Raw genomic sequence first — 20156 nt, 5'->3', positions numbered from 1 at the left:
GCATCTTCGATGCCTACCCGACCCGCCCCGGCGACACCTTGCTTCTTGACAAAGGATATTGCCGCGGTCTGATCCAGCACCTTGACCTCGTCACGATTATCTTATGGATGCCTTTCCCGGTATTCAGGCCATGCAGGAGAAATTTCGATGAACGTCCAACATCCACTTTTCGATCTGCGGGGACGCCATGCCGTCCTCACCGGTTCGAGCCGCGGCCTCGGCCTTGCCATGGCACGCGGACTCGCCTCCGCCGGAGCGCGGGTCACGCTGAACGGGCGCGATGAGGCGACGCTTTCGGCAGCAGTGAACCAATTGAAGACGGAGGGTTACGAGGCCTCGGGGATGGTCTGCGACATCACCAGGGCCGACGAAACGGAGGCGGCGTTCGCCGGCATCGGCGCGGTCGATATCCTCGTCAACAATGCCGGCATTCAGATCCGCGCGCCCTTCCTCGAGCAGAGCGCCGAAACCTGGCGGCGGATGTTCGACACCCACGTGATGGGCGCAGTGCTTCCCTCGCAAGCCGTGCTGCCTGGGATGATCGAACGCGGCAGCGGCAAGATCATCAACATCTGCTCGCTGATGAGCAAGGTCGGCCGCAAGACCGTCGTGCCCTACACGACAATGAAAGGCGCGCTGAAAATGCTGACCCGCGGCATGGCGACGGAACTGGCCCATCACAACATTCAGGTCAACGGCATCGGCCCGGGCTATTTCGCGACCGAGATGAACCACGCGCTGATGGACGATCCGGTATTCGACGCCTTTGTGAAGAACCGCACCCCCGCCGCCCGCTGGGGTCAGCCGGAGGAACTTTCCGGTGCAGCGATCTTTCTGGCTTCTCCGGCATCGGATTTCGTCAACGGCCAAGTGCTCTACGTCGATGGCGGCATCTTGGCGGCTCTTTGAGCCGCTTCGCTTCCGCAATGTCCGATCGGCGTTGAAAGCGCCAGGCGTTAGTTCTTTGCGGGCTGGTAGCCGAGCCCGGCGGAGACCGTGAGCCCTGCCGTGCGCAAAAGATCGGTATATTCAGATTTGCGGCTTTCGTCGAACCGGAACATCGGAAAGGAAATCGAGACCGCTGCGATCGGTTTTCCAAGATAGTTGAAGATCGGTGCCGCCATGCATCGCACACCCGCTTCGCTCTCCTCCACCTCCTCGGCAAAGCCGCGACTGCGGGCCGCCTGCAATTGGGCAAACAATTCCTGCGGATCGGTGATGGTGCGCGGCGCGAGCTTCGTCAATTCCATCTTGTTGATCCGCTCCCGGATCTCGTCGTCGTCACGCCATGCAAGAAGCGCCTTGCCAAGCGAGGTGCTGTGCAGCGGGTTGCGGAGCCCGAGCGTCGATTTCATCGAGAGACTGTAGGCGGAATCGTATTTGTGGATGTAGACGACCTTCTGGTCGCGGTCATCGAGAATACCGAGATTGACGGACTCACCGGTTACCCGAGAGAGCTTTCCCATCGCCTGATCCGCAACACGCAGCAGATCCGTCTGCTCGGTCAGCGAGCGAGCGCCCAGGCTGAAGAGTTTCAGCGTCAGGCCGTATTTTTCCGTCTCAGCATCCTGCTCCACATAACCGAGTTCCACCATGGTCTGCAGCAGGCGATGCGCTGTGGTCTTCGACGTCATGGCTCGTTGAGCGAGATCGGCAAGGCTCACCTTCTTTCCCTCGACCAAGGCCTCCATCACGGCGAAAACCTTGAGGACGGCGGCGACATTTTCGGTTTTTGGGTTCAACTCTGACATAGCGCGTTCTATTTTTTTCGAAATCTTATTCTGGAATTTGAAAAAACCTGTGTCAAGATACAGGTGAGCATGCGGAACAGGCACAGAGTGCAACAGAAAAACACGGTTGAAAAGCCATGGAGAGTGTGATTTCTTAAAATCCGGAATATCGTTCCGAATATTTGTGGAGGACGTCCGGCATGCATCCGCTGCTGCGGCAAAAGCAACATCTTATCGAGCGCCACGATGTGTGCGGCCTCATCGATCGGCTGATCGACAACCTTGTCCATATCGAGGATCGCACCGGCGAATTCCTCCTGCGCCTCGACGACGGCCGGGTTATCGACACCAAAGGCTGGGCGGGCTGGGAATGGACCCATGGCGTCGCGCTTTTTGGCCTTCTCAAATATTGGCAGCTGACCGGCAACCAGAAGGTGATGGATATCATCGTCGATTGGTTTGAAGCCCGGCTTGCTGAAGGAACCCCCACAAAGAACATCAACACCGTCGCACCGTTTCTGACGCTTGCCCATCTCTACGAGCTGACGGGAGATCCCCGTTGGCGGCCCTACCTGGAAACATGGGCCGAATGGGTGATGCATGAAATGCCGCGCACTCGCGAAGGTGGGCTGCAGCATATCGTCTATAACAGCGTCAATGATCAGCAGATGTGGGACGACACGCTGATGATGAGCGTGCTGCCGCTTGCCAAGATCGGCCTTGTGCTCAAGCGCCCGGAATTCGTGGAGGAGGCAAAATACCAATTCCTGGTGCACGCCCAATATCTCTGCGACACGCAAACCGGCCTCTGGTTCCATGGCTGGACGTTCGACGGCAATCATAATTTTGCCCGCGCTCGCTGGGCACGCGGCAATAGCTGGATCACCATCGCCATTCCGGAATTCATCGAGCTCCTGGACCTGGCTGAGAGCGATCCCGTCCGCCGCCATCTCGTGTCCCTGCTCGGCCGGCAGGCGGCCACGCTGAAACTCCACCAACATCCATCGGGCCTGTGGCATACGCTGATCGACGATACGTCGAGCTATCTTGAAGCTTCGGCGACCGCCGGCTTTGCCTATGGTCTGATGAAGGGTGTGCGCAAGCGGTATCTGGGCATCGAGTATCTGGAGACCGCCGAGAAAGCCATGAAAGGCGTGATCGATAACATCAGCCCGGAGGGAGAGCTCCGGCAGGTTTCTTTCGGCACGGCGATGGGTGGCGATCTCGATTTCTATCGGCAGATCAAGCTGACATCCATGCCTTACGGGCAGGCGATGGCGATGCTCTGCCTGACTGAACTTTTGCGCAGCTTCGTGTAGCGAACTGCGCCGAGAAGAATGCTGCGTATCCGGCAGGAGGAGCCGGCGCGCGGCAAACCATGGAACGACCGCAACGCATCCGGCGCCGACGAGACGCTCCGGAGTTAGAAGGAGGAGGACAAAATGACCAAACTGACAAGGCGAACTTTATTGGGCACGATAGGAGCGGCGGCAGCCGCTTCTGCGCTTCCGGCTATGCCGGCGCTTGCTGCCACGCGCACTATCCGCCACTATTGGTGGGGCAATCCGGAGCGCGACAAGCGCACCTTTGCCGTTATCGACGCATTCCAGAAGAAGAACGCCGGCATCGCCGTCTCCGGCGAAACGATCGGCTGGGGTGACTACTGGACCAAGATGGCGACCCAGACCGCAGGCCGGAACATGGCCGACCTGGTGCAGATGGATTACCGGTTCCTGTTTGAATATGTCAATCGCGGGGCGCTGAAGCCTCTCGATGAATTCGCCGGCAAGAGCCTGATGATCGCCGACTTCGACAAGGGCCCGCTCGATGGCGGCAGGGTCGACGGAAAGCTTTATGCCCTCAACATCGGCTCGAACAGCCAGGTCATGGTCTACAATACGCGCGCCTTCCAGGAAGCGGGCATCGACGCAGACCTGATCAACTGGACCTGGGACGATTTCGCCAAGGCATGCGAAAAGATTACAGCCAAGTCCGGGGGCAAGATGAAGGGCTCGGACGACCTGTCCCTGATGATCGAGACCTTCGAATCCTGGGTTCGCCAGAACGGTCGCGAATTCTACAGCCCCGACGGCAAGGTCACGGCAACAGCCGGGGATGTTGCGAGCTGGTGGCAGATGTGGGCCGACCTGCGCAAGGCAGGGGTCGTTCGCGACAAGAACAAGACCGTTATTCTCGATCCGCCGATTGCCGAATCGGGCGTCGCCGTCGGCGATACCGCCATGTCCCACTACTGGTCCAACCAGCTGGTCGGCATCCAGTCCGTGGCAAAAGACAAGATCGGTGCCGCCATGGTGCCCCACAAGGCGGGCGGCAAGCCCGGCCAGTTCATCAAGCCCTCGATGTTCCTGTCCCTCAGCCGGGACGCCAAGGACACGGAGGCCGCAATTGCCTATATGAATGCCTGGGTCAACGATCCCGAAATCACCGGCATTCTCGGTCTCGAGCGTGGCATTCCCTGTTCGCCAAAAATCCGTGCTGCGCTGACCCCCAAGCTTACGGAGGTCGAAAAACTCTCGGTCGACTACTTCGCAGCGATTCAGAGCAAGGTTGGTCCTCTGCCGCTGCCTGCCCCAAAGGGAGCGGGAGAGGTGCGAGACGCCTTCATGCGTGCCGGCACCGACGTCGTGCTTGGCAAGGTGGAAGTTGCGAAAGCCGCTGGCACCTTCATCGAAGACGCCCAGTCGATCGTCGAGCGCGCCCAGTAATCGGTGCGGGAATATCAGGGCCCCGGCAATTCCTGCCGCCGGGGCCTCTCTTCCGACAACAAGGTCGTTTCGATGAGACGTTTTTTTTCCCGCAATGCACCGGCCTATGTGTTTCTTCTCCCATGGCTGATCGGATTTTTTCTGCTCGCCCTGGGGCCGATCCTTGCGTCGCTTTATCTATCCTTCACCCGCTACGACATGGTGAGCGCCCCCCGATGGATCGGTTGGGGCAATTACGAATACATGTTCACCCGGGATCGGCGCTTCTGGAAAGCGCTGCAGGTCACTTTTACCTATGTTGCGCTGGCTGTGCCCGCCCGCCTGATCATGGCCCTCGGTGTCGCCATGTTGCTCGACAAGGGCTTGCGGACGATCGGCCTGTATCGAGCCATCTTCTACCTGCCGTCCCTGCTCGGCTCTTCGATTGCAATCGCGATATTGTGGCGTCAACTTTTCGCCGCCGACGGTGTCGTCAATCAGGTTCTGGCGATGGTGGGTATCCAGGGAGCCTCCTGGATCACCGATCCCGACACGTCGCTCTTCACGATTGTCGTGCTCGCCATGTGGCAGTTCGGATCGCCGATGCTGATCTTTCTGGCTGGCCTTCGCGGCATTCCGCGGGATCTGTACGAGGCGGCGGAAATCGACGGCACGCCGCGCTGGCGGCAATTCACCCGCATCACTTTGCCGCTCCTTGCTCCGGTGATCTTCTTCAATCTGGTGCTGCAGACCATCGATTCCTTCAAGACCTTTTCCAGCGCCTTCATCATCTCCAACGGCACCGGCGCGCCGGCGGACAGCCTCCTATTTTACACGGTCTACCTGTTCAACGAGGCCTTCAAGTTCTTCCGCATGGGTTATGCATCGGCGCTTGCCTGGTTCCTGCTGGTCATCATAGCGACCTTCACCGCGATCGCTTTCTTCACTTCCAAATATTGGGTGCACTATGAAAACGAGCGCGACTGATCTGGAAATCGCCATCCAGGTGGATGAGGCCGCGCGCGTCGCTCACGAGCTTCGGCTGAAGCGGGACAAACGCGATCGCAATGGCCGAATCCTCAAGCACATCTTCCTGATCACCGTGTCATGCGTGATGCTCTATCCGCTGTTCTGGCTGCTCGCTTCCTCGTTGAAGCCGGAAAACGAGATTTTCGGCAGCCTGACGCTTTGGCCTTCCGAATTTCGGTTCGAGAACTACACGAAAGGCTGGTACGCGCTGCCGATATCCTTCACGGTCTTCTACGTGAACTCGGCGATCGTCACGAGCCTGTCGGTGATCGGCAATCTGGTCTCCTGCTCGTTCGCGGCCTATGCCTTTGCACGGCTGAGTTTCACCGGGCGCAGCTTCTTTTTCGCGCTGATGATGATGACCCTGATGATCCCCTATCACGTGGTTCTCATCCCCCAATATGTTCAGTTCCTGAACCTCGGCTGGGTCGACACCTATCTGCCCCTTGTGGTGCCGCGCTTCCTCGCCTCCGATGCCTTTTTCATCTTTCTGATGGTGCAGTTCTTTCGGCAACTGCCCCGCGAGCTGGACGAAGCCGCAATGATCGACGGCTGTTCGCCCTTCAAGATCTATTGGGCAATCATATTGCCGCTTTCGCTGCCGGCCATGGGCACGGCGGCGATCTTTTCGCTGATCTGGGTCTGGGAGGATTTCCTGGCCCCGCTCATCTACCTCAACGACATCAAGAGCTACACCGTGCCGCTGGCGCTTCGCCTCTTCCTCGATCAGGAAGGGCAGTCCGCCTATGGCCAGATGTTCGCGATGTCGGTCCTTTCGCTGGTCCCGGTCGTCATCTTCTTCGTCCTGTTCCAGAGACTCATCGTGCGCGGCATCGCCACCTCCGGAATGAAATAGGGAACAAGACGCATGGCAGGATTGACGCTTCGAAACGTCGGCAAGCGCTATGGGGCGCTGTCCATCATCCAGGGGCTGAATCTGGACATCCACGACGGCGAGTTTCTTGTTCTCGTCGGTCCATCGGGCTGCGGAAAGTCGACGCTCCTGCGCATGGTCGCAGGCCTCGAAGACATCAGCGAAGGCACGATCTCGATCGGCGGAAAGGTCGTCAACGACTTGCCCGCCTCCAAGCGCGAACTTTCCATGGTCTTTCAAAGCTACGCTCTCTATCCGCATATGAGCGTGCGAAAGAACCTGGCTTTCGGTCTTCAGAACTTCAAGGTTTCGCGCACCGAGGTGGAGCGGCGGGTGGCGGACGCCGCGCGCATCCTGCAAATCGAGCAGCTTATGGACCGCAAGCCGCGCCAACTTTCGGGCGGGCAGAAGCAACGCGTCGCCATCGGCAGGTCGATCGTGCGCGAGCCGCAGCTTTTCCTGTTCGACGAGCCGCTTTCCAATCTGGACGCGGAACTGCGCGTGCAGATGCGCGCGGAACTGGCCTCGCTCTACGCCCGCCTCGGCACCACCATGATCTATGTGACCCACGACCAGGTGGAAGCGATGACCATGGCAAGCCGGATCGTGGTCCTGCGGGGTGGCAAGATCGAGCAGCTCGGCACGCCCCAGGAACTCTATACACGGCCGCAGAACCTCTTCGTAGCGGGCTTCATCGGCTCTCCGAAGATCAACATGCTGCAGGCAAGAGCAACCCGCGGGTCCGGAAAGACCACTGTGTCGGTGGCCGGCATGCCCGACTTTTCGATTGCCGAGCTTCCGACCGCCGATCAGGCGCTGACTTTGTGCGTGCGGCCTTCGTCTCTGCGTGTCGGCAATGGCGATGTCACGGGCGAAGGCACGATCCGGCTGGTGGAATATCTCGGCAGCGAGACCTTGCTGCATATCGCGCTGTCTTCAGGCCAGGTGCTGCTGGCCAGCGACAACGGACGGACGCCCTACCGGATGGGCGATCCGGTCACCATCGGGTTCGACCTCTCCGAACTCCACTATTTCGATAGCGCAGGCAAACGCATCGAACCCATCCAGAAAGAAAGCCAGGTACAGTGAAGATCGCCATTGTTGGATGCGGCTCCCGGCATCAGATGTTCCGCAATTCCGTCGTTGAAGATTATGCCGATAAACATGAGATCGTTGCCCTTTGCGACAGCAACGCCCATCGCCTTGGCGAAGCGGCGCAAGCGGCCTCAAAGCCCGGGACGAACGGCGTCGCGACTTATCTTGCCGCCGATTTCGATCGCCTGATCGCGGAACAGAGGCCGGATACGGTCGTCGTCGCAACGCCGGATTTCCTGCACGCCGACTACATCGTTCGTGCCTTCGAGGCCGGCTGCGACGTCATTTGCGAAAAGCCGCTGACGATCGATCTCAGCCGTCTGAAGCAGATCGTCGATGCCCAGGCGCGCACGGGCCGAAAGGTCACCGTGACCTTCAACTACCGCTATTCGCCGGCGCGCACCCAGATCAAGGAGCTGATTTCATCGGGAGCGATCGGCACCGTGACGGCGGTCGATTTCCGCTGGCACCTCGATCGGGTTCACGGCGCCGATTATTTCCGCCGCTGGCACCGCCAGAAAGAGAATTCCGGCGGGCTCCTGGTCCATAAATCGACCCACCATTTCGATCTTCTCAACTGGTGGCTGGGGACCGCGCCGACGGAAGTCCTGGCCTCCGGCCGACGCGTCTTTTATCGACCGGAAATGGCAGTGGAGCTTGGCCTCGCGGGCCGCGGGCCACGCTGCAGCGACTGTCCCGTCGCCTATAAGTGCGATTTCCGCCTCGACCTTGCAGCCGACGAAAACCTGCGCAAGCTCTATGTGGAAGCTGAGCAGGAAGACGGTTATTTCCGCGACCTCTGCGTATTCGACGAAGAGATCGGCATCGAAGATACGATGCAGGCGCATATCCGCTACGCTTCAGGCGTCACCGCCAATTACACCCTGACTGCCTATTCGCCCTGGGAAGGGCTGGAAATCAAGTTCCAGGGCACCAAAGGCGACATTACTCATCGCCATGTCGAGGTCCATGGGGTTTTCGGCGGCAAACGCGCCCATGCGGACGAAGATGCGATCACCACCGAACTCCACCTGGCCGGCGAGCCTCCGCGCCAGCTTGCCGTTCCAAAGGCGACGGGGGATCACGGCGGCGCGGATCCGGTCATGCTGGGTTATATCTTTGATCCGGAAAACATGCAGCCCGATCCTTATGGCCGTGCCTCCGATCATGTTGCCGGCGCCTGGTCCATCCTCACCGGCATCGCTGCCAACGCTTCCATAGAAACGGGCTCGTTGGTCAACATACAATCCATGCTCCGCGCTCGCGGCATCCACCTGAACAGGTAGTTCCCATGGCTTATAACCTTCGCATCGGCGTCATCGGCATAGACCATGGACATATCTATGGCATGATCAATGGCATGTTGGATGCCGGCGCCACGCTCGTAGCGTGGACAACGGGCGAGGAGACCCCAGAGGCAGCCCGCAAGACATTCCAGGAAACCTATCCGGATCTGCCGGCCCGGTCGATGCAAGCCATCCTCGACGATGAAAGCATTGTCCTTGTCCTGTCGTCCGGGATCAACAGCGAGCGCGCCGATATCGCGGTGGCGGCAATGGTGCACGGCAAGGACGTTCTGGTCGACAAACCCGGCTGCACCAGCCTGGAACAGCTGGCAGACATCCAACGCACCGTCGCGGATACCGGGCGACGCTGGACCGTGTCCTTTTCCGAACGTGTCTCCGTCGAGAGCGCCACCCTGGCGGACCAGCTGATTGGCCAAGGTCGGATCGGCAAGGTGGTTCAGACGGTCGGTCTCGGACCGCATCGCTTGAATGCGCATCTGAGGCCGGATTGGTTCTGGGACAGAGCTCGCTGCGGCGGAATTCTCGCCGATATCTGCGCCCATCAGTTCGATCAGTTCCTCCATTATACCGGGTCGACTGAGGCACGTGTTGTTTCCGCCCATGTGACCAATGTCGCAAATCCGGATCGGCCTGCATTCCAGGATTTCGGCGAGGCGCTGCTAGAGGGTAACGGCGGCCGGGGTTATGCCCGTGTCGATTGGCTGACGCCCGACGGTCTTCCCGTCTGGGGCGACGGCAGGATGACCATCCTGGGAACGGAAGGTTATATCGAACTTCGCAAATACATCGATATCGCCGGTCGGGACGGTCAGGACCACGTCTTTCTGGTCGACAAGTCGGGCGTGCAGCGGTTCGAGGCGAGCGGCGCCGGAAAGCCGTTTTTCGCCCGCCTGGCCGCCGACGTGGAAAGGCGAACCGAGACGGCAATGCGCCAGTCTCATGCGTTCCTCGCGACGCGGTTGGGACTGCAGGCGCAACTTGTCGCAGAAGAGAAAACAGACCGATGACGGAGCGTGTCCGGGTCGCCGTCATCGGCGCGGGTATAGGCAAGGCGCACATCGCCGCTTATGCCGAATTGGCTGATCTGTTCGACGTCCGTTACGTCTGCGATCTCAACCTGTCTCGCGCCGAGGACGCGGCGCGACAGGCGCCGGGCAGCCAGGCTGTCCCCGACATCAACCAGGTCTTCGCCGATCCTCTCGTGGATCTGGTCGACATCTGCCTGCCGCCACAACTGCACGCGCCGATGACGCTTGCAGCCCTGGAAGCAGGAAAGCACGTCGTCTGCGAGAAACCGCTTGCCGGTTCGATAACCGAAGTGCGCCGGATTGCCGAGCTTTCCGAACGAACGGGGCGGCAGGTCTTTCCCGTATTTCAGTATCGTTATGGCGCCGGCTACCGGGCGGCACACGAATTGAAGCACCGGGGACTTTTGGGTCGGCCTTACGTGGTGGCCTTGGAGACACATTGGCAGCGGGGACCCGATTATTACGCAGAGCGCTGGCGGGGCACATGGAAAGGCGAACTCGGCGGCGTACTTGTCAGCCATGCATGCCATATCCACAATCTCATGACTCATCTCGTCGGAGATGTCGTGGAGGTCGCCGCCTTCCTCGACACCCGCGTCAATCCGATCGAGACCGAGGATTGCGCGGTGCTTTCCATGCGCACCGCGCAGGGCGCGTTGATCACGTCGTCGGTCACCTTGGGTGCGGCCGGAAACAGTTCGCGGTTAAGGATGTGTTTCGAGCACGTCACGGTCACGTCAGGCGCAGAGGCCTATCAGATAGGGGCGGGACCGTGGAAATTCGAAGCCACCGACCCGTCGCGGCAGCCCGAGATCGATGCGGCAACCCGAGAAATACCCGACGTCCTTCCACGGTTTCCGGGACTATTCGTGGATGTCCATGCGCGTCTCACCGGGAAGCCGGACCTCTATCTGCCATCGCTTCAGGAAAGCTATCACTCGATCGAGCTTGTTACGGCAATCTACGCATCGGCAAGGGAAGGCCTGATCGTACGCCTGCCGCTTGCTACAGATCACCCCCTCGCCGCGGGTTGGCTGCCGGTCTGAACAAGGCAGATATCCGGGTTGCGAAAAATCACAGAGCCGGAAGGGGCGCTCAGGCGGCCGACGCCCGCTCGGCCACCGCGCGATGGACTGCCGTCTGAAGTTGCTCTTGAGTGAACGGTTTGGTCATGCGCAAGAGATCTGAAAGCCCGTGATCTTCGTGTAGTTCGACATATCCGGAGGCCAGGATCACCGGCAAACCCGGATAGGACCCGATGATCAGGCGCGCGAGCTCCGCCCCGGTCATCCCGGGCATGGCATGGTCCGTGATGACGAGGTCGAACCTCCGGCCGGAGTTGAGGATTTCCAGTGCGGCAGCGGCTGAAGGCGCCTCCGTGGTGACATGGCCAAGATCTTCCAGCATGGCCGAGGTTCCCATGCTGACGAGCGCGTCGTCATCGACCACAAGTACCGTCAGCGCGTTCGGCATATTGGGAGCAGCATCCTGGGGTGCGGCCTCCGGCGATGGAGCCGTCCCACCAATATCTTCGGCGATCGGCAACCACAGGGACACGGTCGTCCCCTCTCCCTTGACGCTCGACAGGTCCAGAATACCGCCCGATTGGGCCGCCAGACCGTGCACCATCGAAAGACCCAGACCGGTTCCCTTTCCAGGTCCTTTCGTCGTGAAAAAGGGCTCGGCCGCACGCGTCACCGTAGCTTCGTCCATGCCCTCTCCGGTGTCGGAAACCGAAATCCGCACGTAACGGCCGGCAGTCAGGCTGCTGGCCCGCGTGACATCTTTTTCCTCTGCGGACACCATGATCGTGCCGCTCCCGGTCATCGCATCCCGGGCGTTGACGAACAGGTTGAGGAGGGCAAGTTCGAGCTGATTGCTGTCGACCAGCAACTGCGGCAGCCGTGGCGGAATATCTTTCCTGATATCCACCCCAGGTCCGAGCGCCTTGCTCAGGAGGTCCTGAATGTTTTCGAAGAGCTCGGCGAAATCGACCGCGTGCGGCTTCAATTCCTGGCGGCGCGCGAATGCCAGCAACCTTTGGGTTAAAGCCGCGCCACGCTCGGCCGCCTGTATCGCATTGGCGACCAGCCGCTCGCTCTTCTCATCGGTGGGAAGTCGCTTCTTCAGGAGGTTCAGGCTTCCCAGCACCGCCATCAGCAGATTGTTGAAATCATGGGCGACGCCGCCGGTCAGTTGGCCGATCGTGTCCAGCTTCTGCGCCTCGAACAGTTGAGCAATCGCCTCTTCCCGCTCGCGCGTCCTCTGGTCAATCCGTTCCTCGAGTTCTTCGTTAAGCTGGCGCAATTGATTGGAGGAAGCTTCGAGCTCAGCGGTACGTTCGCGAACCCTATCCTCGAGGTCAGCGTTCAACCGCTCAAGTTCCCTCGTCTTTCGGTACAAGTCAGCGAACACTCGCACCTTGGCCCGCAGAACTTCGGGAACGATGGGTACCGAGACGTAATCGACGGCTCCCGCCGCATAACCGCGCAGCCGGTCCGGTTCGGCCATCATGACGGCCGATACAAATATGATTGCCGTATGCTGGTAGCGGGGATGCTCCCGGATCATGCTGACGAGCTCGAAACCATCCTGCTCCGGCATGCAGACATCCACCAGAATGACGGCAATATCGTTGCGCAGGAGGTGCTCCAAAGCCTCTCGACCGGACTGGGCCTTGATCAGATTTTCACCAAGCTCCTGGAGCACGACCTCATAACTTAGAAGTTTTGCCGGCTGATCGTCCACGAGAAGGATGTTGACAGGGTCCATGGCCATATCCCCTAGCGGTGCAACCACATGCGGAGCGCGGATAGCAGTTGTTCGGTATTGACCGGCTTTGCCAGATAATCAGACGCACCCGCTTCCAGGCACTTCTCGCGATCGCCTTTCATTGCTTTCGCGGTCAGCGCAAGGATCGGCAGGCGTCGGAATCTGGGGTCCGAGCGGATCACCTGCGTCGTTTCGTAACCGTCCATTCCAGGCATCATGATATCCATCAGAACGATGGCGATGGCCCGATCCTTCTGAATGACGTCGATGGCTTCGCTGCCTGTGGTCGCAGTCAGAACTCTCATTCCGCGACGTTCGAGAACACTGCTGAGTGCGAAAATATTGCGGGCGTCGTCGTCCACCAACAAAACGGTCTCTCCGATCAGATCCTCGTCCGAGCTGTGAAGTTCCTCGAGCATCGCTTGCTTGGCGGCCGGCATATCGGCCACCACCCGGTGGAGGAACAGGGCAGTCTCGTCCAGGAGACGTTCAGGCGACTCGACGCCTTTCACGACGACGCTGCGCGCCATGGTGTGTAGCTGGGCGTCCTCTTCGGGTGAGAGCTCACGCCCCGTGAAGACCACGACCGGAACCTCGGCAATGTCATCGTCATCACGGATCTTTTCCAGAACTTCGAAGCCGGACATGTCAGGCAGGGTGAGATCGAGAACGACGCAGTCGGCCGGATCCTCTTTAAGTGCGGCGAGCGCCTCGGCACCCGAGCCTACACTTTCGATGTCGATATCGTCATGGCTGAGCAGAGCGGTCACGCTCAGCCGCTCAGCCTCGCTGTCTTCAACAAGGAGAAGCCGTTTGCGGCGCGGCTCCGCATAATTCTTCAGCCGCAGGAATGCTTTACCGAGACTGTCGGTCGTGGTCGGCTTGCTCATGAATGCGAAGGCGCCGCGTGTGAGGCCATGTTGACGGTCCTCGTCAAGGCTGATGATCTGAACGGGAATATGCCGCGTCGCCGCGCTCTGCTTGAGTTGGCTCAGCACCGTCCAGCCGAGCATGTCCGGCAGGAAAATGTCGAGGGATATCGCGGCAGGTTTGTATTCCTGCGCCAAATTCAGCGCTTCGCCACCGCGCGTCGCCACCAGCACCTTGAACCCGCTGTCATGGGCCAGATCGACAAGGACGCGGGCATAATGCGGATCGTCCTCGACGATCAGCAGAACCGCATCCCCGGGCTGTATTTCGCCACGATCGTCTTCGACCTGTTCCGCGGGCTTGTCGGCGCGACGTGCGGCGGCAGCCTCTGCGAGCTGCACGACATTGCTGTGGGCCGGCAGGGCCTTAGAAGCGGGGGAGGCGCCCACATAAGTCAGCGGCAAATAGAGCACGAACGTGCTGCCGACGCCGGGCGTGCTGCGCAGCTGGATTTCGCCGCCAAGAAGGTTCGCGAGTTCACGGCTGATCGCAAGGCCCAGCCCGGTGCCGCCGTATTTCCGGCTGGTCGAAGCGTCAGCCTGCTGGAAAGCCTCGAATATGATGCGCTGCTTTTCGGGCGGTATTCCGATCCCGGTATCGGTGACCTCGAAGGCGATCACCGATGGCGCATGTTTGAGAGACGAATGATCCAGCGACCAGCCTTCGGTCACCGGCGCGACTTTCAGCGTGACACCGCCTTGCGCGGTGAACTTGAAGGCGTTCGACAACAGGTTCTTGAGGATCTGCTGCAACCGCTTGGAGTCGGTAATGATGCTTCTCGGCACGTCTTCGCCAATCTCGACCATGTAGCTGAGATCGCGATTTTCCGCCTCATGCCTGAACGGCCGCGACATCATCTCCAGCAGGTTGGTGATGAATATCTCTTCGGCATCAACCGATACGGTCCCCGACTCGATTTTGGAGAGGTCGAGAATATCGCTGATCAGGTTGAGGAGATCGGTGCCAGCCCCGTGGATCGTCTTTGCGAACTCCACCTGCTTGCCGGAGAGGTTGCCGTCGGGGTTTTCTCCGAGCTGCTGGCCGAGGATCAGGATCGAGTTCAGCGGCGTGCGCAGCTCGTGCGACATGTTGGCGAGGAACTCGGACTTGTATTTCGACGTCAGCGCCAGCTCGGTTGCCTTTTCTTCCAGCGCGCGGCGGGCCTGCTCGATTTCCTGGTTCTTCGCCTCGACCTCGACATTTCGTTCTTCGAGCTGCTGCGCCTTTTGCTCAAGCTGCTCGTTGGTCTGCTGCAACTCCCTCTGCTGCGTCTGAAGTTCTGTCGCAAGCTGCTGGGATTGCTTGAGCAGGCCTTCCGTCTGCATCGTCGCCTCGATCGAGTTGAGTACGATGCCGATCGAGGTCGTCAGCTGGTCCAGGAAGGAAAGCTGCAACTCGGTAAATTCGCCGGCCGACGCAAGCTCGATCACCGCCTTGACCTGCCCTTCAAAGTGAACCGGCAGAACGATGGCGCTCTTGGGAAGGGTCGAGAAAACGCCAGAGCTGATGGGAACGACATTGTCGGGAAGATTGGTAACCAGAATGCGCCGGGCATCGATGGCGCACTGCCCCACAAGCCCCTGGCCGAACGCCAGACGCCGCGGATGTGCCGCACCGACCCCGTCCGCGTAACTTGACAGCAGGGACAGGGTTGGCTGGTGATCCTCAGCGTCCACCTGATAGATAACGCCTTGATGTGCCCCGACGAGAGGCGCGAGTTCCGAAAGCAGCATTTTCCCGACCAGCGTCAGGTCGCGCTGCCCCTGGAGCATGTTCGTGAACCTCGCGAGGTTCGTCTTCAGCCAGTCCTGTTCGGTATTCTGCTCCGTCGTCAGGCGCAGGTTGCCGATCATCGTATTGATGTTGTCTTTGAGCTCGGCGACTTCACCGCGCGCTTCCACCTGGATCGACCGCGTCAGGTCTCCCTTGGTGACGGCGGTTGCGACCTCCGCGATAGCCCGGACCTGAGTGGTCAGGTTGGCCGCCAGCAGATTGACGTTACCGGTCAGGTCTTTCCATGTACCGGCGGTGCCCGGCACGTTCGCCTGACCGCCGAGGCGGCCTTCGACGCCCACTTCGCGAGCCACCGTGGTGACCTGGTCGGCAAAGGTCGCCAGCGTATTGGTCATGTTGTTGATGGTTTCCGCAAGTGCGGCGACCTCGCCCTTGGATGCGACGGTGAGGTTCTGCTTGAGGTCGCCGTTGGCGACGGCCGTCACCACCTTGACGATGCCGCGCACCTGTTCCGTCAGGTTGGCGGCCATGACGTTGACGGTATCGGTCAAATCTTTCCACGTCCCGGCGACGCCCGGCACCTGCGCCTGGCCGCCGAGCTTGCCCTCGGTGCCGACTTCGCGCGCCACACGCGTCACTTCGCCCGCAAAGGCGTTCAGCTGATCGACCATCGTGTTGATGGTATTCTTCAGTTCGAGAATTTCGCCCTTCACGTCGACGGTGATCTTTCGCGACAGATCGCCTCGCGCGACAGCGGTCGTGACTTCGGCGATGTTGCGGACCTGCGTGGTGAGATTGGCGGCAAGCAGGTTGACGTTGTCGGTCAGGTCTTTCCAGGTGCCGGCGACGCCCGGCACCACCGCCTGACCGCCAAGACGGCCGTCAGTGCCGACCTCGCGCGCCACGCGCGTCACTTCGCCCGCGAACGACCGAAGCTGGTCGACCATCGTGTTGAGCGTGTCCTTCAACAGCAGGATTTCACCACGAACGTCGACGGTGATCTTGCGCGACAAGTCGCCATTGGCGATCGCGGTGGCGACCTCCGCGATATTGCGCACCTGGGCCGTCAGGTTGCCAGCCATCGAGTTCACCGAATCCGTCAGGTCCTTCCAGGTACCCGCGACGCCCGACACCTGCGCCTGGCCGCCGAGCTTGCCTTCGGTGCCCACCTCGCGTGCGACGCGCGTCACTTCCCCGGCGAAGGCGTTGAGCTGGTCCACCATCGTGTTGATGGTGTTTTTCAGTTCCAGGATTTCGCCTTTCACGTCGACCGTGATCTTGCGCGACAGATCTCCTCTTGCGACCGCAGTCGTCACTTCCGCGATGTTACGCACCTGACCGGTGAGGTTGGAGGCCATCGAGTTGACGTTCTCGGTCAGATCCTTCCAGGTGCCGGCAACGCCCGGTACCTGGGCTTGGCCGCCGAGCTTGCCTTCGGTACCCACTTCGCGCGCCACACGGGTCACTTCAGAGGCGAACCGGTTGAGCTGGTCCACCATCGTATTGAGGGTTTCCTTCAGCTGAAGGATTTCCCCCTTCACGTCGACGGTGATCTTGCGTGATAGGTCGCCGTTGGCGATCGCCGTCGAGACCTCGGCGATGTTGCGGACCTGCGCCGTCAGGTTGCCGGCCATAGAGTTCACCGAGTCCGTCAGATCCTTCCACGTTCCGGCAACACCCAAAACGTTCGCCTGGCCCCCGAGCCGCCCTTCAGTCCCGACCTCTCGGGCGACACGCGTCACCTCTCCGGCAAAGCCGTTGAGCTGGTCCACCATCGTGTTGATGTGGTCTCCTTGAGCTCCAGAATTTCACCCGACACCGTCACGGTAATCTTCTTCGACAGGTCACCCTGGGCCACGGCGGTTGCAACTTCAGCGATGTTTCGCACCTGGCCGGTCAGGTTGGAGGCCATGGAGTTGACCGAGTCCGTCAGGTCCTTCCAGGTTCCGGCCACGCCGCGCACATTCGCCTGTCCGCCAAGCCGGCCTTCGGTCCCCACTTCGCGCGCGACGCGCGTCACTTCGGATGCAAACGCGTTGAGCTGGTCGACCATGGTGTTGATGGTCTCCTTCAGCTCCAGGATTTCGCCCTTGACGTCGACGGTGATCTTCTTCGACAAGTCGCCGTTGGCGATTGCCGTCGAGACCTCGGCAATATTGCGGACCTGTGCCGTCAGGTTCCCGGCCATGGAGTTGACGTTCTCCGTCAGGTCCTTCCAGGTGCCGGCGACGCCGCGAACGTTTGCCTGCCCGCCGAGCCGTCCTTCCGTTCCCACTTCGCGGGCGACGCGCGTCACCTCCGAAGCGAAGGCATTCAGCTGATCGACCATCGTGTTGATGGTTTCCTTGAGTTCCAGGATTTCACCCGAAACCGTGACCGTGATCTTTTTCGACAGGTCGCCATTGGCGATTGCGGTCGACACTTCGGCGATGTTGCGGACCTGGGCCGTTAGATTGGAGGCCATGGAATTGACGTTGTCGGTCAAGTCTTTCCAGGTTCCGGCGACGCCCGGCACCTGAGCCTGGCCGCCCAGTCGGCCCTCGGTGCCGACTTCGCGGGCAACACGCGTCACCTCGCCGGCAAAGCCATTGAGCTGGTCGACCATCGTATTGATGGTTTCCTTCAGTTCAAGGATTTCGCCGGACACATCGACGGTGATCTTTCTCGAAAGGTCACCGCGGGCGACGGCGGTCGTGACCTGGGCGATATTTCGCACCTGCGCCGTCAGGTTGCCACACATTGCGTTGACCGAGTCGGTCAAATCCTTCCACGTGCCCGCAACGCCCGGCACAAGAGCCTGGCCACCCAGCTTTCCTTCCGTGCCGACTTCTCGGGCAACGCGCGTCACTTCCGACGCGAAGGAGCGGAGCTGGTCGACCATCGTGTTGATGGCTTCCTTCAGCTGCAGGATTTCGCCGCGAACATCGACGGTGATCTTTTTGGAAAGATCGCCGTTGGCGACTGCAATCGTGACGTCTGCGATATTGCGGACCTGAGCGGTCAGGTTCGAAGCCATCGAGTTGACGCTCTCGGTGAGGTCCTTCCACACACCGGTGACTTCCGGAACCTGAGCCTGCCCACCCAGTTTACCATCCGTGCCGACCTCGCGGGCGACGCGCGTCACTTCGGATGTGAACACGCTCAGCTGTTTGATCATCGTGTTGACGATCTCGGCTGAACGCAGGAATTCGCCTTTCAGCGGTCGCCCATCCACGTCAAGCGGAACCGTCTGCAGCAGGTCGCCTTTGGCGACCGCCGTGATCGTCCGGGTGACCGCCGTCGTCGGCCACAGCAAGTCGTCGATCAGTGTATTGATCGACCCTTCCATGTCTGCCCAGGCTCCGTCGGAAAGTCCAAATCTGACCCGCGTGCTGGTGCGCCCATCCCGCCCGACCACCTGGCCGACATTCTCGAGCTGGGCCGCCATTTTCTGGTTGGCGGCGATGATATCGTTTAATGTATCTGCGATTTTTCCGGTGACACCGGTCATATCGGACCGCATCCGGACCGAAAAGTCTCCTCGTCTCATCGCCAGGAGAGCTTCAAGCAGGGCGCGGGCATCTTCGTCCGCCATCACCGCGACATTCACGTCTGAAAGGTCGCTCGAATCCACGCCACTGCGCTGAACGTCATTGCCCTGTCTAGCCACCGAAGCCCCCTGCCTTAGAGTGCCATTTTAATCTAGCGCAGGATTTCAAAAAGACTACTGGCCGGGCGCACTCCACCTCCCGCGTCAGACAAGCAAATTCCGCTCGGCTTAGGGACGCTAATTGCGGCAAGTGAAGGCCCGGAAAAATACGGCCCGGCCGGTCGATCCGGCACACGAGCCGCGGCTGAATTTGTCAAATACTGCAGTTATACGATTGACAATACGAGCATATTTCGCTCAAAAAAGATAACAACAGATCATGTGGTCTAATATGCTGGTTATTCTCGCCGACGACCTGACTGGCGCGCTTGATTGCGCAGCGCCGTTTGCCGGCAGGGGTTTGCATACTGAAATCGCGCTGAGCGCCGAGGCTATCGAGTGGGCCTTGCAAATGAGGCCCGCGGTTCTTTCAATCAACCTGGGATCTCGTGAAGTCGGGGCGGAGGCTGCGCGGCAGGCGACTGCGGCGGCCCTGTCGTGCCTGCCATCGGACATCGTTCTGTTCAAGAAGATCGATTCCCGCCTCAAGGGCAATATCGCCGCCGAGCTTGACGTCACGCCTTTTCACCTGGCGCTGGTCGCTCCGGCGATACCCGATTTCGGGCGGAATGTCCGAACCGGACATGTCGAAGGTTTCGGCCTGGACAAGCCGCTGAATGTCGCCGATGCGCTTGGCGTTCATGCCGAACGGGCCATCATTCCCGATACCCTTTCGCAGGAAGACATGTCCGCGGCTCTGGCAATTGGCCGCGAGGCCGGGACCGATCTTTTTGTCGGCGCCAGGGGTCTCGCCGAGGCGCTGGCATGTCATATGACCGGCCGTCAGACCGCCGAACCGGCCCTCCCCAAACCGGGCCCCGCCCTTTTTGTCATCGGCTCGAGAGATCCAATCACTCTGGCGCAAGTCGAGGAACTGCGGCAGGCGGTCGTGCTTGACTATATTGCCGCGCCGAACGGACGCCCGGAGAAGATCGCGCCGCCCCAGCATTGCGTGACGCTGGTTCAGGCCACGCCGGCTGGAAAGGACGATCCGCCGCTTCTGGTATCGGACAGGATGGCGGCCGGCATAGTCCCAGACATGACGGCGCCGGCCGCCACTCTGCTTCTGTCGGGCGGGGCGACTGCCGAGGCTGTCCTGAAGGCAATGAATGTCTCGAGATTCCAGCTTCTCGGCGAATGTCTGCCGGGCCTTGGCTTGGCTTATATCGATGGCCAATGCATCATCGCCAAATCCGGCGGATTCGGCACGCCGGGCACATTGTGCGAGATAGCAAGAATAGCCATGGGCGAGAAGGGTTGAACG

Annotated in this window: 12 protein-coding genes and 1 pseudogene; 10 read left to right on the top strand and 3 right to left on the bottom strand. The window is 60.3% G+C overall.

Annotation, left to right across the window (positions count from 1 at the left end; translation table 11 throughout):
* Window positions 1-147: 147 nt before the first annotated feature.
* A complete protein-coding gene (locus ACZ9IU_RS23770; RefSeq protein WP_040125611.1) occupies window positions 148-909 on the top strand; it encodes an SDR family oxidoreductase in 762 nt (253 codons plus the stop codon).
* 47 nt (window positions 910-956) lie between these two features.
* On the opposite strand, the gene kdgR is transcribed toward ACZ9IU_RS23770, so the two are convergent.
* Window positions 957-1751, bottom strand: a complete 795-nt coding sequence (gene kdgR, locus ACZ9IU_RS23765; protein WP_040125612.1) for a DNA-binding transcriptional regulator KdgR — start codon at window positions 1749-1751, stop codon at window positions 957-959.
* A 179-nt stretch (window positions 1752-1930) separates the two neighbouring features.
* On the opposite strand from kdgR, the gene bglB reads away from it, so the two are divergent.
* The 8 genes from bglB (at window position 1931) to ACZ9IU_RS23725 (ending at window position 10814) form a co-directional block, all read left to right on the top strand.
* On the top strand, window positions 1931-3049 hold the full coding sequence (bglB, locus tag ACZ9IU_RS23760; protein ID WP_040125613.1) for a beta-galactosidase BglB: 1119 nt from the start codon (window positions 1931-1933) through the stop codon (window positions 3047-3049).
* A 123-nt stretch (window positions 3050-3172) separates the two neighbouring features.
* A complete protein-coding gene (locus ACZ9IU_RS23755) occupies window positions 3173-4456 on the top strand; it encodes an ABC transporter substrate-binding protein (protein ID WP_040125614.1) in 1284 nt (427 codons plus the stop codon).
* Window positions 4457-4528: 72 nt separating this feature from the next.
* A complete protein-coding gene (locus tag ACZ9IU_RS23750) occupies window positions 4529-5422 on the top strand; it encodes a carbohydrate ABC transporter permease (protein ID WP_040125931.1) in 894 nt (297 codons plus the stop codon).
* Complete coding sequence (locus tag ACZ9IU_RS23745) at window positions 5403-6320, top strand: carbohydrate ABC transporter permease (RefSeq protein ID WP_040125615.1); 918 nt, start codon at window positions 5403-5405, stop codon at window positions 6318-6320. The genes ACZ9IU_RS23750 and ACZ9IU_RS23745 overlap by 20 nt, the downstream gene beginning before the upstream one ends.
* Window positions 6321-6332: 12 nt before the next feature.
* Entirely contained in the window at window positions 6333-7427 is a 1095-nt protein-coding gene (locus ACZ9IU_RS23740; protein ID WP_040125616.1) for an ABC transporter ATP-binding protein, read from the top strand.
* Complete coding sequence (locus tag ACZ9IU_RS23735; protein ID WP_040125617.1) at window positions 7424-8719, top strand: Gfo/Idh/MocA family protein; 1296 nt, start codon at window positions 7424-7426, stop codon at window positions 8717-8719. The genes ACZ9IU_RS23740 and ACZ9IU_RS23735 overlap by 4 nt, the downstream gene beginning before the upstream one ends.
* A 5-nt stretch (window positions 8720-8724) precedes the next feature.
* Window positions 8725-9747: a Gfo/Idh/MocA family protein gene (locus tag ACZ9IU_RS23730; RefSeq protein WP_040125618.1), complete on the top strand. Its 1023-nt coding sequence runs from the start codon at window positions 8725-8727 to the stop codon at window positions 9745-9747.
* Window positions 9744-10814 carry a Gfo/Idh/MocA family protein gene (locus tag ACZ9IU_RS23725; protein WP_040125619.1) on the top strand — a complete coding sequence of 357 codons (1071 nt, stop codon included), beginning with the start codon at window positions 9744-9746 and terminating at the stop codon, window positions 10812-10814. The genes ACZ9IU_RS23730 and ACZ9IU_RS23725 overlap by 4 nt, the downstream gene beginning before the upstream one ends.
* A 49-nt stretch (window positions 10815-10863) precedes the next feature.
* Here ACZ9IU_RS23725 and ACZ9IU_RS23720 read toward each other — a convergent pair whose 3' ends face one another.
* Both ACZ9IU_RS23720 and ACZ9IU_RS23715 read right to left on the bottom strand, forming a co-directional pair.
* Window positions 10864-12540, bottom strand: coding sequence for a response regulator (locus ACZ9IU_RS23720; protein ID WP_040125620.1), 1677 nt, complete (start codon window positions 12538-12540; stop codon window positions 10864-10866).
* Window positions 12541-12551: 11 nt separating this feature from the next.
* Window positions 12552-18817, bottom strand: a pseudogene (locus ACZ9IU_RS23715) (HAMP domain-containing protein).
* 307 nt (window positions 18818-19124) lie between these two features.
* Here ACZ9IU_RS23715 and ACZ9IU_RS23710 point away from each other — a divergent pair.
* Complete coding sequence (locus ACZ9IU_RS23710; protein WP_040125622.1) at window positions 19125-20153, top strand: four-carbon acid sugar kinase family protein; 1029 nt, start codon at window positions 19125-19127, stop codon at window positions 20151-20153.
* Window positions 20154-20156 lie beyond the last annotated feature (3 nt).

The organism is Mesorhizobium sp. USDA 4132 (assembly GCF_056279545.1).
Note: the sequence above shows the minus strand (reverse complement) of the source record. Positions and strands in the feature narration are given on the sequence as shown.